Here is a 16945-nt window from a genome sequence, read left to right as displayed (position 1 = left end):
AGATTAAAGCATGAATAAAAATTTCGATCCTAGTCACGACTACGTACGTACAAACGAGTTACTTTATAAAAATACTACTACAAAACGTACGTACGCTGCTTTGGATGAAATAAGTTATCCACAGTTGTTTGAGTATCTAGCGCCTGATCAAAAAAGAGATGTGCTATTACAGTTGCAAAGGTTCCTGCCTCATGTTCAGCAAAGTATATTAGCTGAATGGCAAGCTAGATGCTTAACAAAAGAAATTCGTAATCCAGCGGCTTATTTGTTTGGGATTATTAAGAAAGCCAGAGCCGGAGAATTTAGAGCAGGTAACATTAATGACTATTAATTCACCATATTATTTGGACTGCCCATAGTGTTAATTATTTCAGGTTGTACTAAGATATGGTTGATGAAGCCATGTTTTCTATATATTGATAAATAGTTTCAGCATGAACATTAATATCATTTTCAGAATAACTATCAGGCATACCTTCTAGTAAGTGATCAATAATTAGCATTTTCATCTTAGCTTGAGCAGAAGCGCGGTCTTTTAAAACATCCATTTCATGTAAGCGCTGTCTAACTGTCGACATTAATACTTGCGCCACTTTTTTAATCTGATTTATATTACTTTTTGTTAGATCTGAGTGCTCTTTTGCTAATAAATCAAACACAGCTAACTCAGCTTCACTGGTAAATCCTTCTCGAATATAACGCTGTTTCTCTTGATCAAGTGAGTCATGCAGTTTAAGTAAATCATCAAATACCCGTTGAATTTCAGTATTATCTTTATCCTTATTATATTCATCAATAATTTTCAGATAACGTGTATAAAGATCTATTCGTGTAGGGTTTTGCTTAAGCATGTGTTGTATTCTGGCTTGAATACGTTCTTGCAAGGTTAACGTAGCCGTTTCTTGATAAGGTGAGCGCGAAAATTCAACTCTAAGGCGTTCAAAATCAATACCAGATAAATCATATTGTTTCACAGGTTCTTTTACTTTGCTCGTGGTTACAGTACCTAGTGAAGCGTCGACTACTCCTCTTATTTCTTGCATAATTGCAAAAATATCAACTTTAGGCTTTGGTTTCTTCAACAAATTATAAATTGCAGAAATGGCATTTTGCTCGGGCTCATATTGGAATAATGCAGGATTAGGGAATAATCCTTGATAACTATCAAACATATCATCCGCTAAGATTTGAAATGTTTTTTTATCCTCCAAGGACTGGCTTAGTGCATTCTGTGCTTGCAATAATATTTCCCAATTTTTTTCACCTTTAGGTGCATTCATCAAATCATCTAAACTAAAGCCAACATGTGTTAAATGTAGTTTTACCTTTTCAATAGTTGCAACATATTCAACTATCCCTTGCTCTGCATCAAATAGCGGATCAACTGGAGAACCATTATTATTTTGCGCATAGGTCGCTAAAGCTTTACGTAAACTCTTTAACATGCCGTTATAGTCAATAATTAGGCCGTTTTTTTTATGAGAAGCAACTCGATTAACACGGGCTATAGCCTGCATCAGCGTATGCCCTTTCATGGGCTTATCTAAATACAATGTGGCTAAAGATTTAACATCAAAGCCTGTTAACCACATGGCACAAACAATAGCAACTCTAAAAGGATGTCTGTTATCTTTAAAACATTCATCTATTGCTTTGCCCCCAATGCCTTTAGCAATCACTTCACGATAAGGTTTAACATCGATACCTTCCGCTGCAAACTCTTTAACTTCATTTTGCTCGGAACTAAAAACAGGATGAATTTGGGTTGTTTGCATCCAGTCAATATGCGCTTTTAGGCGTTTAACAAACTCCGTTTCTGGCTTACCAGTCTTAGTAAAGAAAGCCATTTCTTTATCTAATTGTGTTTGTAGTCCCGATATTTTTTCCTGCCATTTATCTTTGATTTTTTTTGCCATTTTCACACAGGTTAGTTTATCAATACAAACTAACATAGCCTTTGCATTTCCACCATATTGTGGAATATCACCCGGTTTCACTGGTGCTTCCATTAAACGCCAACGTTGATGATAATGCTCGACAAGATCAGAGGCCACATCATTTAAGTGCGGTTCAGAGGTAAAAATGGGATATTCTTTCGCTAAGTCACGATAAAGTTTTGCTTCTTGTTCTTCATCTAACTCGCCATCTGCTTTTGCCGCATCAATACGGGCTTGTACTTGTGCATCTAACTCATCATTCAGTATATGAAGCTTTTCACCTCTATTTTCATAAAATAGAGGCAAGGTAGCACCATCAGCAACTGCACGTTGAAAATCATACACCGAAACATAACGACCAAATACTTGCTCAGTAATTCCTTTTTCTCTTTCATCAATAAGAGGCGTACCTGTAAAACCAATAAACTTAGCTGTTTTTAAAGCCATACGCATATTCAGTGCTAAACGACCATATTGTGTCCTATGCGCCTCATCCGATAGAACAATAATATCGGTTCGGTTATTCCATGGCTGTGTGACTCTATTTCGAAACTTATGAATTAAACTAAACACGTAACGACGATTTTCATCTCGTAATAAACGTTCTAACCCTTCAGCTCCTGATGCTTTATCTGTTTTATTAGTAGAGATGCCACAACCAACAAATGTATTATAAATTTGAGTATCAAGCTCTTTACGATCAGTTAGCAAGACAAAGGTATAGGCAGCAGATATTTTGCGATGAATCTTTTGGCAGAAAAATACCATTGAATAACTCTTACCACTACCTTGAGTATGCCAAAATACACCTAACTTACCTGCCTGAACATGTTCATCGTTGCTTAGTAAACGGGTAATGGCTCTGCCAACACCTAAATATTGATGATTACGAGCCACAACTTTAATGCTAGGCTCTTCGTTATGGTCAAATAGAATAAAGTTTTCAAAGATATCTAGAAAAGAAGCAGGGTGACACATTCCTTGCAATAAGATTGGCAACAGCGGTCTTGATGGTAATTCATCGTGTTTAGGCGCTGGATCTATATCATCTTCATCTAATCGTTTCCACCGATAGAAATGATCCCAACTGCTGGTAATAGAACCAAAGCGTGCATCAAGACCATTGGCAACAATAACTAAGGCGTTATAATAAAATAGATGCGAGATAGTATCTTTATAATCCGTGTAATTATCATCGTATGCGACTTTCAAACCTTTATCATGACGTTTTAATTCAATAAAAATAAGCGGTAAACCATTTACAAAACCAACAATATCACAACGTTTTTTATAGGGGCCTTGTTGTACCCATAATTCACGAACCACTAGAAAATCATTATTTTGAACATTATCAAAATCAATGACTTTAATATGTACATCATCTTCTGCGCAACCTGTAGGAGATTTAATCGTAATACCATTGCACAAAAATTGCCATTTAGTCTCATTATGTTGTAACAGCGTTTTAGTGGGGTCTTCATCTAACAACAAGTCCCTTGCCTGCTGTAATTGAGTTTGTCCTTTTTCAGTAACGCTTAATGCAGGGTTTAGTCTGTTTAATGCTGTGTCTAACTCTCTAATCAGTACCACTTCAGAAAAGCTATTTCGCCCTAATAAAGACTCGGAGCCCAATGTTTCATTATTAAAGGCATAAATAGAACGCCAGCCTAACTGCTCAAATAACTTCGCTGCGGGCTCTTGAATATTATTATCTTCGGAGTAGCTATTGCTTTTGGCCATTACTGTCATTCCTTATGCGATTTATACTTTAATTTGTCCTGAGATTAATTTGGAGAGTAGTTCGTCACGGGCTTTTTGGAGATTTTTGTTCATTTTTAGTAAAGTTTCTGTTTGTTCAAATATAGGCCAAACTATTTCATTAAACCTTATTTGCAGCTTTTCAGGAGGTTCAATAATAGGTAATGCCGCTATATCAGCCCTATTAAGCTCTTGTTGATTTGTTGCACCAACCCCCATAGAAGAAAGAAGACTCTCTAACTCAAGCAAAGTAACAGCTAAATAGGCTGACTTGTTGTTATCTAATGGACGTACAATGGTAATATGAGTGTCTACTGTACAATTAGGAATATTTGATCTTATTACGGCAACCCGACCTAATGTTCCAGCCCCAGTTGAATTAATTAAAATATCTCCCTTTTGAACTAGGCGTTCAGATTTAACCTCTTTTGATTGTCGTCTAGATAGCTCCAAATTTAAAAGCCCATCACGTATACATTTTTGATTGATAACTATACATTGTGCATTTTCATCATATTTAGGCGTTATACCACGACTTAAAAAAGAAGTTAATTGACCAACAGTCATTTTTCCCCAATTTTGGGGTAATAAATTATCTTTTTTTGAAGCTATATTAGGAAAACGAAATTTCACAAACCATTCTTGATATAACAAACGAGCATGTTCTTCTAATAAGGTTATGCGTTTACGATTATTTTCTATTAAATTATCATATTGGCTTAAAAAATTACCTATTCTCTTTTGTTCATCATAATTCGGTAAGCTCAAGATAAGATTAGACAATGATTTTATATCCGCTCTCTGACGACCAGATGCACCAACCATACTTTGAATTGCTGATTCGCGTAATAAATCTGTTTGAGATAAATAATAAATAAAAGAAGGATCTGCAATACCTGATCTAGCTCTTAATATAAAAAACTCCGTTGAACCAAAAGCACAACTATTTTCATTATCTTCGTTTAAATATTGTGATACTTTTCCATTTTGTAAACAAGGCGTAATTCGAGCAAACAGGACATCACCATTGCAAAATCTTGCTCCACCAGATAAATAAATTTTATTTTGGTTATGCCTTACATAACGTATACCTGGGGTAAGTTGATCCATTCCAATAAAGGGATATTCTTTTCCTTTTTCCAGTTTAACCTTGGGATTAAAATCCACCCATTGAGAAAGAGGTTTCATTCTAAATACTCGAGTATATTTTGTTTAATTAACAATGATAGTTCCATTGCCTTACTGTTTAACTCATCAAGCTCATTATGAATTTCTTTTATCCGATTTATAAAACCTTCTTCACTATCATTTTCATCGCTATTTAAAGCAACTCCTACATAACGACCGGGTGTAAGAGAATAGTCTTGCTCAGCGATTTCTACACGAGTGACTGACTTACATAAACCAGCCACATCACAATACTCACCCTCAGGAAAACGACTTAGTAACCAACAACCTTGTTTAATAAAGTATTGGGCTTGTTTTAATGTCTCAATACTTTGATCTCTAACAGTTGGTTTTTCACGCTTTTGCTTATCCCTTGGCGACAACGCTTTTTTTAAATCACGTAAGTTTTCAGCTACAAAATTCGGCCATTGACGTGCCTTTAATGGCTTTTCGGCTAACTCTAATAGTTTCAGCCAGCCTTTATGTCGAGTCTCTAAGGTAGTTAATCCTTCTTTTAAGGGTAAAATTAATGTTTCAATTTTTGTCTGTAATGTTTTTCGTTGAGAAAAATTGGCCTTATCAGAAATTGCTTCAATTTTTTTAGCAATAAATTTTATCGACGTTAAAAGAACTGAGAGTATTTGTTGCTGTTCTATAGATTGCTCTTTTAGCTCTGATAAAGTTTGCTGATAGTTTTTTAATAGTTCATCAGTAATCTGATGGTCTTTACCTAATTTTTTACGAATAGCTGCTATATTCCCTTTATCCGAAATAATTTGTTTAAAGCTAACTAATATCTGTTGAAGTTGGTTTATCTGTTGAGTATCAGCTTCTATTTTTTCAGGTAAATCAGCAAGGTATTGCTTTACTTTATTTTGATAACGACTGAGTAAAGAGATATATTTATTTTGTTCGCCGCGATATAACCAAGTAATAGCCGTTAAGTTCGCCAGTTGCTCATCAGTAAAAATATGGGATTTAGCAGATACTGTCGTATAAGTATTACGCGCGTCAATCATTAATACGGTATCTAATAGTGCTTGTGGCTTACCTTTATCATAAAACCAAAGCGTGCAAGGTAAGGTGCGCGTATAGAAGAATTTAGGCCCAATCGATATCATTACATCAACATGTCCTGTTTCTACTAGTTTTTGGCGTATTTCTTTATCTTTATTACCAGCATCAGAAGCACTTGAAGCCATAACAAAACCAGCACGACCATTATCATTCAGATAGCTATAAAAATATTCTATCCATAAACTATTGGCATTAGAAATGGTTTCATTTTCTGATTTATTATTTGCCTTTGACTTTCCAGCAATACCAGGCAAACCAAAAGGTAGACGTCCGGTTTGATTTTCGCCAACCTGATTTTTTATTTTGCTAACCTGAACACCATCCACATTAAACGGAGGGTTCGCCATAACAAAATCGCATTTGCCCGCTAACTGATGGAGATCTTCATAAAAGGTATTTCCAATGAGTATCTTTCCTTCTAAACCGTGTACTGCTAAGTTCATTCGAGCAAGTTTACTGTTAAGGTCAGCCTTTTCTTGTCCATAAAAGGTAATATCTATTTCATTGGTTTCTTTATGGTAAACCTGTTCAATAAAATGGCCTGTTTGTACAAACATACCACCAGAACCACAGGCAGGGTCTAATACGATGCCATGATCAGGTTCAATAACATTAACAATCATTCTTACCAAGCTAGGTGGAGTGAAGAACTCACCACCTTCTTGAGCACCACTTTGGGCAAATTTGTTAAGAAAATATTCGTAAATACGACCAAATACATCACCTTTGGCTTCTTGTAATGCAGGGCGGTTAAAAATTTTAATTAATTCTGCTAATAAATCCTGTTCGAAACCTAGATAGTCTTTGGGTAAAGCACCCTCGAGAAGTTTTTGCCCAGATTGATCGGTAACACTGTCTTCAATGGCAATCATTGCATCACGGATGTTTTTTCCTAAATGTTTGTCTGCGGGTAATTCGGCTAAAAAATCATAACGAGCAGTTTTAGGAAGATAAATAGCCGCTTTCCCTTGAAAGCCCAGTTTAATGCGTTCCTCACGTAAATTACCTGTTGCGCGTTTAGGTACATCTTTCTCTACTACTGATAGTAACTCATTAAAACGATTGGTTGCATGGCGTAAAAATATCAACCCTAAAACAGGCATTGAATATTCGCTTGCTGTTAGTTTAGAGTTGGCACGTAGTTGGTCTGCTGCTTCCCATAAATCGTATTCAAGTTGTTTTAACTCTTCAAAATGCATAATAATTCATACTTAATTTAAGCTATTTTTACCAAAGAATAGAAATAATCGAAAAAATTAAAAAGTAATAGGTTATATAAGAAAAGCATTAATTCTTATAGTTCATAATTTTTCCTGCCTGTTTAGGTGTAATTTCCAAAATCTTCTTTTTCTCTACCTAGCTTGTTCTCACGTAAAAATCCCTATGGCATAACGCCATACAGATAAGCCGACAGCTATATAGCATTTGCCGTTTTTACTCAGTCTAATACCCATAGATCATGCTTCATTAGAAAATTAAGCAAAAATATAACATAGATTCTCCATAAATAGCATTAACTAACTGGCGATAAGAGTTCAAACAAATTGATCCATAATCCGCTACAGAAGCCCCCTTTAAAGGACATAATAATAGTGTAGGTCAAAGTGTAGGTCATGATTTAAATGTTTGTAAAATATTAAATAAAATAAAAAAGTTATATTTGAATTTTATAAGTTTTAGCTTCCGCCAAATAATAAATATAATAAACTTGTTACTAAGAATCTTTTAGCCTATTTAACTACTGTAAAGCCAAAACTAAACGAGCGTTGTCGTTACAAGAAATTATGGCAACAGTTCGATTTATACAGGCCTGCCCGAATTGACATTTGCAACAACCGCAGCAGACGTTTATCCCGAATGTCGAGAAGCATTCGGTGCGCAATATGGCGATGCAACCATTACACAATGCCCGAATTGCAGTGCATCGATACTGTGTGACTACCAAATTGAAGGCGTATTATTCTTAGGTAGCCAATACAAGCTACCAGTGTTCTGGTATAACTGCGGTAAAGCGTTTCCTTGAACTGAACGTAAGATCTCAAGCGCTGTTGAGTTGGTTAACGTTCAGGCTGCTTTTTCATCCGAAGAATTGCACATTGTTGCTATTGATAGTTTTGAGCGCATCTGCCAAGAAGACAATTTGGGTTTGAACAGCTCTAGCTAGGTATTCACAGCACATCAAGCTGTTACTTCGTAAACTTTGTTTAATGGGACTATTCTTCAAGTCTTGTACAAGACTATTTCACCTCTCACCTGCCCTCAGCATCTCTTTTCTTCACTTGCTCTGCTGATAAGTAAGCTCCATACGTTGGAGTTCCTCTTTTTTCCATATATTGCTCGTACATGGTTTGATTCCATACACTATTTGGGAATATAGTTTTATGGGTCATAGTTTTATGGCCTTTAATTGTTATATTACCCTACAGACCCATCAAATTACTATTCCGACATCTTTGTCCTTCATTCTATCTTTGCTACCTATTTTTTTCTTTCTGGACATTTATGAGAATAAGTATTTAACCATTTTTTCTCTGTCGAACTTAAATCAGATAACAATTTATATGTATTAGGATACAGATGAATATTTATATTATTTTCTAATTTATTTTTTTTAGATTTATTTTACCCAAATATAAATTTTTATCGTAATAACAAAATCCATCATCAAAAGTACCATTTACATAGGTAAAGAATATATCTTCCCCTTCTTTTACATAGTCATGAACAAGTGCATGAACATATACATAATTATGGATATCACTATCATCCAAAAGATCATACTCGAAAACAGAATCTCCATAATAATCGTACCTAAATATATATTTGCCATATTTATCATCAGTTATTCCAGTAAATAAAAATGCAAACCAAATGATATAGCCAATTATTAAAAATAATAATAGCATAAATATGCTAAATATTTTATGTTTCCAAAACCAATTCATTTTATTTCCTAATTTACTATAAATTACATTTTTCCTGTTTTTAATATAAATTTAATAACTTATACCTTTACTTGGACCCTTTGATACAAAACCACAGAACTGGCTGTGGCTGCCAATATGCCCCCTACGCTATTGGTTGGTGCGGCCAATCCTGCTCCGATGGCGTTCAGCAGTAAGCCGCCTGTGTTCCATTGCGACAGTTCTTTTTCGTATTGTTCCCGCTCTGATCAGGTCAGGTTTTCGTCTTTCAGTTTTTCTTTCAGGCTATCCTTTTTTAGCTTAGGTTTTTCTCTATCAACATAGCTGCCTACAGTTCTTCTGCAGATTCTTTTGCCTGTAAATCTCCATGTACGGCTTTATCTAATAATTCGTAAAATTATATTTGATACAAAATAACTAAATGGACTTTAGCCACCATTACTTAATGGAATATTTTTTATATTATTTTTTATTTTAAGATTAAAAAGTATCTACAATTCCATTAGTTATTTGGCTTTGGTATTTAAATAAATCTTTTAAAAATGGAATATTAAAACCGTTAGCAAACAAATATTCAACAACATCATCTGGCAAATAAGATGTTTTAGGTATATTTTTGTATTTTAATTTTGTATAACATAATAGATTCAAACTACTTTCTTTATTGGGATTATTGAATAATACAAAATCTTTATAGCATAATTTTTTTGAATTATATATATCTTGGCAATTAATATTTAAAACTATTTTTTGGGGATTATATTTAATTCCCAAATGCAATGTTTTATCTTGTATTTCTATCCTTTTTAGATAGTTATCTTTAAAATTTAGTATTATAAAAAAATTATTTTTATTTTTTTTATAGTTCCATAGTAATATCCATCCAAATATTCATCATTTTTATCGAAATTTAACATTGTTATTACACTTTTACTTTTTGAAACTTCACAAACATTTTTTGGATTTTTTATGAAATCTATTATTTCATCATGTTCATTTGCTAACGCAATAGACGCAAATAAATAAAATATCAAAAAAAAGATTTTTTTCATTAATCTAAACCCTACAATTTTCATAAAGTATCCTCTCAACAAAAACATATAGGTTTAAAATGTTATTCCAATAGGTCTTGTGGGTATCTTATTACCTTTGGAATCTTCTACATAATCAAAATATATTTTGCAAATAATTAAATTCTGTCAATATACCAACATTATACTCTGGATTATAGATCAGAATCATGAAAAAATTTTACTAGTACCAATATTTCCAGAGATATAATCATTTACTAATTAATTAATACCAGTAGATTATTTGTATCATCATGTTGGTACAAATAAATAATTTTAGAAGTAAATTAAAAGTATTTAAAAATCTAATAACCCATGATTTTTTAAATCTTTATATTTAATTAATTGATTTATAAAATCAATATTAAATCCGTTTATTAAAAGATAATTACTAAATTTATTACCTAAATAATAAGAAGGTCGAATATTGGGATTACGATTATTATTAGAACATAAATATTTTAAATCATCATAATAATTATTATTATAAGAAAAGATATGGTTCAAATTACATAAATTTTTATCGTTTGTTAAATCAGAAGTTATAGATAGCATTGAACAAGAAAAATTTAAAATCTTAGTATTACCTCTTAATCCAAGAGATAACGTGTTGTCATATACCTCTAATGATTCAAAATAATTTTTATTTAAAACTAATTTTATAGAATAATTTTTGTTACCATCCTTCATTATTCCATAAAAAGTTCCGTCATTAAGATTAGAGTTCTTGTTAAGATTTAAAGGTGTAATATAAGTATTTTTTTTGGAACTAGGACATACATTATTTGATGAGTATTCTATAAATGCTGGAATTTTGTTTGAAACTGTAATTAGTTTAGAGTTTACCCCTTTTGCATTTATAACAGGATTACAGCTTAATATATAAATTGATAATAAGCTGCTTAAAATTTTTTTATACATATTTTTTGTCTCTTATAAAAAATCATAGTTGCAATTTATACTATTTTCTATATTGTATATTTATTGGTCTTAATGGCAATCCTTGTTTATTAGTAGTTGGGACCAGAGAAAAATAATATAGCAATTCTTTACTTCCATAGGGAATATCACGTATTCCTACATATTTACCGTTAAATTTCCCGATATATGAATACTCAAGTCCTTGCGCATATGTTCCTCCAGGAAATTTTTCATTTAGATAATCTAACTCTGCTTGCAATCCTTTATGATGTGCTAATTGAAATATGGGCTCATTACCATTAATTATATTTAACTTTTCTTTTTCATAGTTATCTATACTTTCTCTTTCTTTTATATAATGTATGCTTGATTGCATTAAAGCATATGGATCAGAATTTTCAAATAAATCTTTAGTAGCATCAATTGCACCACTGTGTACATCATCTATAAAAATCTTTTCTTTGATGATATAGTTTGGATCTGAAATCAATCTTAAATATATATCTTCATTTTTGTTAATTGCATCTATTATAGTTTTATTCACTACATCTGTTGGATTTAATACTTTTCCATTGAAATTATCGGATACTAAAACCGGAGGATTTTGTGTATCATCGTAATGATAACCTTCAATTACGATTCTATTCTTTTCGTCTAATTTATACTTATACTGTTTTTGTGCTTTATTTAATAAATCCAGATAACGCTTTTTAGCGGCTTTGTCACCGGTAACTATCAGCCGATTATTATCCACAGCCGCATGCGCAGCCTGATTACCCTGCGCTGCATCTGCCATACTTCCACCCGCTACCGCTCCCGTAGCCGCTCCTGCCAGTCCTGATATTGCTGATACAGTTGCTTTCTCTTCTGCCGTCAAATCCTTTGGTTCTTTGTCATACAGCCATTTCGATATCACTGGACCTATTGCCTCTGATCCACCTGCCGCCAATGCTCCTGCCAATGCATCATTCCCTCCTGCTGCCGCTACCGCTGCACCTAATACTGCATGTGCCACCAGATGGGCTGTGCTGCCTTCAGCATCTTTGCCTTTAAAGTATTGGCCTATCTGATACGAAACCACCGGACTGGCTGTGGCTGCCAATATGCCCCCTACGCTATTGGTTGGTGCGGCCAATCCTGCTCCGATGGCGTTCAGCAGTAAGCCGCCTATGTTCCATTGCGACAGTTCTTTTTCGTATTGTTCCCGCTCTGATAAGGTCAGGTTTTCGTCTTTCAGTTTTTCTTTCAGGCTATCCTTTTTGCTGTTTATCATTGCTGAGGTAGCCTGTAAATTGGCGCTGAATTCCTGTGTGACTTCACGCTGTGTATCCAGCTCTTTCTGAACTTTGTCTTTGTCAAAGTTGTTGCTCAGGTAGCCAGCTTTATCCGCATAGTTATCGCTGCTGGTATCGGTATGAATTCCGGCTATGGTTTCGGCTACGCTTTTTCCTGTTTTCTGCTGCTGGGCAGCAGCATCTGTAATGATGATGTTGCCAGTATTGATGCCGCTGTGGGTGGTACTGCTGCTATGGCCACTATCACTGCCATACCCCACTTCACTTTTGGCATTGCTTATATCTTTACCGGTTTTGCTGTCTACATTGGATCCATCCCAGCCTCCCTGATAGTTGCCACTCCCACTTAAACCAATACTGCTACCACTGTAATCACTATGATTATGAATATCGCTGCTCGTCAGGCTGCCGGTAATTACTTGGTTTTTGCCTGCCGCTTCGGCTGCTTCGGTAGAGGTGATGATGGCACCTTTGAGGTCGGTATTGCCTTTGATGTTGAGCTGGTAGCCATCGTCACCGGCAATGATGCCGCTTTGTTCTGTTACAGCAGCATAATCGGCTTTAATTTTGCTTTTACTGAAGCTGGCAGAGGCGGATGCGCCATAGCCTACGGTAACCTGCCCGCTGATATTCTGCTGTTTGCTGTTGTATTTGGCGGTGTCCTGCAAGCTTTCGATATTTAGTTCGGCTGCATCAATCTGTACGCCTTTACCTGCTACCTGTGCGCCTTTGATGTTGGTGGCTCCGCCGCTGACTATGCTGGTGTGGCCGCTGCTGCTTCCAATATGGCTGTTGCGGTAGCTGGTTTCGTCGCCATTGCCATGTCCTTTGCCGGCATTCACTCCGGCAGTAATACCTAACTTTGGACCACCTGAACCAATGCCGATGGTGGCACCGGCATTCCAGCCACTGGATTTGTTGCTGCTGCGCTCGCTGTGGTTTTGTTCGGCCGCCAGCAGGTTGATTTCGTTGTCTGCCTGTAAGTGTGTACCTTGTTTGCCATTGACATCTGAGCCAATGATGTTGATGTTGGAATCCTGTCCGGCTCCGGTTGCCAGTAGGTTGACTTCACCACCGGCATTAATCTGGCTGGCTGCGGCGACGCTGTCGCGGCTGTGGGTTTCACTGCGGCTTTTTTGCTGGCCTACGGTGATGCTGACGCTGACATTGGTGGCGTTTTGTGGATTGTTGGCCAGGTCGGCGGCGGCATTGCCGGCTTTATACAAGTCTACGCCGGCATTGAAGGCTGCCATGGCGTTGACGCGCGCGTTTTTGCTTTCGCCTATGCGATTTACGGCGGTGCTGGCTGTTTGGATGGCATTGACTATGGGTACGTTGACGGCTACGGTAAGGCCGCTTTTTTCGAAGGTATGGATGTTGTCTCGGCTGTACTGGTCTTCGGCTGCGTTGATGTCTATCTGTTTGGCTATGATGTTTACATTACCTTGCGGGGAGGAGACGCTGCTGCCGGTTTGGGTATAGTGGTTGCCGGCTACAATGGTGGTGTCTCCGTTGAGGCTGCCAACGCTGCTGCCGCTGTGGATGGTGCGGCGGCTGGTGGTGTCATCGGTTTCTTTCTGTTTCCCGATGCTAAAGCCGATGCCGCCACTACCCATTAGGCCGGATTTGGTTTCTTTGTGGTATTCCTGATCTTGATACTGGTTGGACGCCGCTGTGATGTTAACATCCTGGCCGGCTTTCAGCACTGTGCCATTATCGGAGATGATGTTGCTGCCACGGATGTTAATATCTTGATCACTACTGATGCTGACTTTGGCGCCGGTGATATTGCTGCCTACAGCTTCATCATAGTTTGCCCGCGATTGGTCAAGACTGGTTTTTTTGGACATTAGGCCGCTGGATTTGATGTAGACGGAGTGGTCTAGCTCGGTCTGTTGACGCCCTTCTATGATATTGACACCGTTTTTGCCGTGCAGGCTGACGTTGCCGTTTTCGCTGTTGATGTCGCCCTGCCAGATGTTGAGCTGGTCTGCAGCCTGTATTTGTATATCACCGGCAGCACTGATGCTGGTGCCGTTTTCGTTTTGATAGTGGTTTATCCAGTGGTTTTTGTCGCTGCTGCTGCCGTCTGTCATGTCGCGGCGGGTAGTAACGGTATTGAGGTCGATGCTACCGGCACTGCTGCTGAGCTGTGTTGTGCCATTATCTGCATTGTTGACGATGCTGGCGCCACGGGTAGTGATGCCGTGGGTACCGGCTACGCTGAGAACTGCGTCTTTGTCTCCGGTGACATACAGCCCAGCAGTGCGGTCGATAACAGTACCACCGTTGCGTTCATCGCCATAGCTGGCCGTGGTGGTGTTGAGGTTGATTTTATCGGCCTTGAGGCTGAGTAGGTCTTTACCTACTGCGGATCCGCCGTTGAAATTGATGCTGTCGCTGGCGGTAAGGACTACTTTGCTGCCGCTAAGCATGCCACTATTGTTAATATTCTGTGCCCCCAGATTAAGGATGTTCTGGCCGGCAATGCTGCCCTGATTGTTGATGTTGCCACTGTTTTGCAGGTTGATGTTGTGCGCACTGATTAGTGCGCCGGCTGTGGTCACGTCGTTATCACGTACTTTCAGGTAGATTCTGGGTACGAGTACGGTCTGCTGGCTGCCATCGGCCAGGGTGACGGTCTGGTTGACCAGCCACACCATGTCGCTGGTAAGCTGTGCCATTTGCTCGGCACTTAATGCGACACCCGGGGTGATGTGAAACTGCTGTGCAAAGCTGATGCCGGCATTCATGAGTGCTTTGTACTGCTCTTCGTCATTACTGTAGCCTTCCAGCCGGCGGTAGCCGGTAAGCTGCGCTATCTGTTCGTTTATCAGTTTTTGTTCGTAATAGCCATCACCCAGCCGTTTTTGCATTCTGTCTGGATTCTGTCCTAATGCGCTGAGCATGTAGTCGCTGCCGAGCCATTTTTTCATGTTGGTGAACGCTGGATCGGTTTCAACTAAATAGCCGCTGTTGGTGGGATTGATGTGGTACAGGCTGCTGTTGGGCAAGTTGGTATTGAAGCGGCTGAGACTTTGGATGCTTTGGTTGTGGTTTTCTGTCTGTGTCTGCGCTTTATCCTGTGGTTGCAGCTGATTGCCTGTTTTTGCCTGTTCGCCTTTGCCTTGATTGGCACTGATGCCGGCATGTTGCTGTACAACGCTTACTGGTGTGTCAAATTCATGGCTGGTTATGATGGTTTCGTTATATGGCTTTTCGCCTGTTTTTTTAATTTTACCGGAGCCCAGTTTGGGATTTTTATATTTGTATCCGCCCTGTTGACCATGATTTTCAACCCGCTGCTGGCCTTTGGTTTCTTGGTTTTCCAGATTGAGGCTGTCACCACCGGTCAGATTGCCACCGATGATGATACGGCTGTTGTTATTGACCCAGTGTTCGCCACTGATGGTTAGGTCGCCGCCGATGATGATTTCTGCTGGCTGGCTTTCGGTGACACGCTGTTTGTAGGTATCACTTTTATAGTCCCACCATTTTACGTCTTTAGCTGAGTATTTTTTCCATTTTTTATTGGTGCCGTCATTGAATTTGAAACTGAGTTCTTTTTTTCCTTTTTTGAATTTTCCATCCACACCATCTACCCAGATTGCTGGATTGCCTTTTTCTTGTATCTGGAAGATTTTTTTACTGTTGTCGAGATATTCTTCTACAGCAAAATGATTATTCAGATTCTGTAGTTGCCGTACGGCGATGTTGCCATTTCCCTGCGCTTCGATGCGCGCGCTGCTGTTGAGCAGATTATCTGCCATGCCCACAGCCTGATGCTGTTGGTTTAGGCTGCCACCGATGGCGATGTCACCCTCGCTGGAAAGCAGGGCGTGTTCTTTGTTAACGATATTAGTTGCACCAATGTCCAGCCGCTGGCGTGCGGCTATCACTGCTGCTTTGGTTGCGGTGCCGCTGGTTTCTTCCTGATTGTATAAATCATGGGTGCCGATGGCGACATGGTTGCCATAGATGCGGCCGGTGCCGATGTTGTTGATGCTGTTTCCGGACTGTACTAGTGTGGTGCCGTTGCTGTTTATCAGGCCACGGTTGGTGATATTGCTTTGTGCCTGTAATTCGGTTTGATTGTTGCTCTGAATGGTGCCGCTGGCCTGATTGTCGATATCTGCTGCCTGCAGACGCACGCTGTCGCCGCCACTAAGGGTATGGCTGTTACTGATCGTCCCTTGGCTGCTGATAGTCAGGTTGTGACCGGCGGTGATGTCTGCATCGACGCTGAAGTTATCTGTTAATGCGATTTCTGCATCGTGGCCGGCGGCCATGGTGCCCGGGTTATTCAGATTTTGTGCTTGCAGGGTAAGATTCTGGCCGGCAATGATTTGGCCGTTCTGGCTGTTATCTATTTGCAAGGCGTTACCGCTGATATAAACGTCTTTTTGCGAGCTAATCTGTCCCTGCTGGTTGTTCAGGCTTTGGTTGATGCTGGTGCGCGTTTCTCCATTGGCACGTATGGCTCCGTGGTTGTTATTTAGTGTGTCAGCATTAATTTTAATGTTTTCTGCATCTACTGTGCCTTGTTGGTTATTGAATCCGCTGCTGTGAATTTCTGCTTGCTGAGCAGCACTGATTTTACCCGCTGTGTTATCGATATTACCGGCTTGAATGGTGAGCTGACCATTGCTGCCTATCTGGCCGGTATGGTTATTAAGCTGATTGGTTACGGTAAGCTGCTGGGCGTTGACGCTGCGAATAGCCCCCAGCTGATTATTTACGCTATCCGCTTTCAGTTGCAGACTGTCACTATCGATGGCGCCACTATTGTTATTTAG

General features: G+C 38.4%; 10 protein-coding genes. 2 read left to right on the top strand and 8 right to left on the bottom strand.

The genetic code is table 11. The features are described from left to right. Nucleotides 1-10 precede the first annotated feature (10 nt). On the top strand, nucleotides 11-331 hold the full coding sequence (locus J3U64_RS00050; RefSeq protein ID WP_267407882.1) for a hypothetical protein: 321 nt from the start codon (nucleotides 11-13) through the stop codon (nucleotides 329-331). Between the two features lie 49 nt (nucleotides 332-380). On the opposite strand, the gene J3U64_RS00045 is transcribed toward J3U64_RS00050, so the two are convergent. The 3 genes from J3U64_RS00045 to J3U64_RS00035 are packed head-to-tail and all read right to left on the bottom strand — an operon-like array spanning nucleotide 381 to nucleotide 7138. Further along, complete coding sequence (locus J3U64_RS00045; RefSeq protein WP_267407881.1) at nucleotides 381-3677, bottom strand: type I restriction endonuclease subunit R; 3297 nt, start codon at nucleotides 3675-3677, stop codon at nucleotides 381-383. A 21-nt stretch (nucleotides 3678-3698) separates the two neighbouring features. Next, the gene (locus J3U64_RS00040) at nucleotides 3699-4883 is read right to left on the bottom strand and encodes a restriction endonuclease subunit S (RefSeq protein ID WP_267407880.1); all 1185 of its coding nucleotides are present in this window, start codon (nucleotides 4881-4883) and stop codon (nucleotides 3699-3701) included. Beyond that, nucleotides 4880-7138, bottom strand: coding sequence for a type I restriction-modification system subunit M (locus J3U64_RS00035; protein WP_267407879.1), 2259 nt, complete (start codon nucleotides 7136-7138; stop codon nucleotides 4880-4882). The genes J3U64_RS00040 and J3U64_RS00035 overlap by 4 nt, the downstream gene beginning before the upstream one ends. A 620-nt stretch (nucleotides 7139-7758) precedes the next feature. Between J3U64_RS00035 and J3U64_RS00030 the strand changes: the two genes are divergently transcribed. After that, entirely contained in the window at nucleotides 7759-7962 is a 204-nt protein-coding gene (locus tag J3U64_RS00030; RefSeq protein ID WP_267407878.1) for a DUF2321 domain-containing protein, read from the top strand. A gap of 574 nt (nucleotides 7963-8536) precedes the next feature. Here the strand turns inward: J3U64_RS00030 and J3U64_RS00025 are convergent. The 5 genes from J3U64_RS00025 to J3U64_RS00005 all read right to left on the bottom strand — a co-directional run. Next, nucleotides 8537-8884, bottom strand: a complete 348-nt coding sequence (locus J3U64_RS00025) for a hypothetical protein (protein WP_267407877.1) — start codon at nucleotides 8882-8884, stop codon at nucleotides 8537-8539. 459 nt (nucleotides 8885-9343) lie between these two features. Further along, nucleotides 9344-9643 (bottom strand): hypothetical protein, encoded by a 300-nt coding sequence (locus J3U64_RS00020; RefSeq protein WP_267407876.1) that lies wholly within the window; start codon nucleotides 9641-9643, stop codon nucleotides 9344-9346. Nucleotides 9644-9696: 53 nt separating this feature from the next. Next, nucleotides 9697-9939: a hypothetical protein gene (locus J3U64_RS00015; RefSeq protein WP_267407875.1), complete on the bottom strand. Its 243-nt coding sequence runs from the start codon at nucleotides 9937-9939 to the stop codon at nucleotides 9697-9699. Between the two features lie 291 nt (nucleotides 9940-10230). Then, a complete protein-coding gene (locus tag J3U64_RS00010; protein ID WP_267407874.1) occupies nucleotides 10231-10854 on the bottom strand; it encodes a hypothetical protein in 624 nt (207 codons plus the stop codon). Between the two features lie 40 nt (nucleotides 10855-10894). Beyond that, nucleotides 10895-16945, bottom strand: a 6051-nt coding sequence (locus J3U64_RS00005) for a hemagglutinin repeat-containing protein (RefSeq protein ID WP_267407873.1), incomplete at its 5' end; no start/stop codon positions are given.

Source organism: Snodgrassella sp. B3800, from assembly GCF_026535865.1.
Lineage (GTDB): Bacteria > Pseudomonadota > Gammaproteobacteria > Burkholderiales > Neisseriaceae > Snodgrassella > Snodgrassella alvi_E.
Note: the sequence above shows the minus strand (reverse complement) of the source record. Positions and strands in the feature narration are given on the sequence as shown.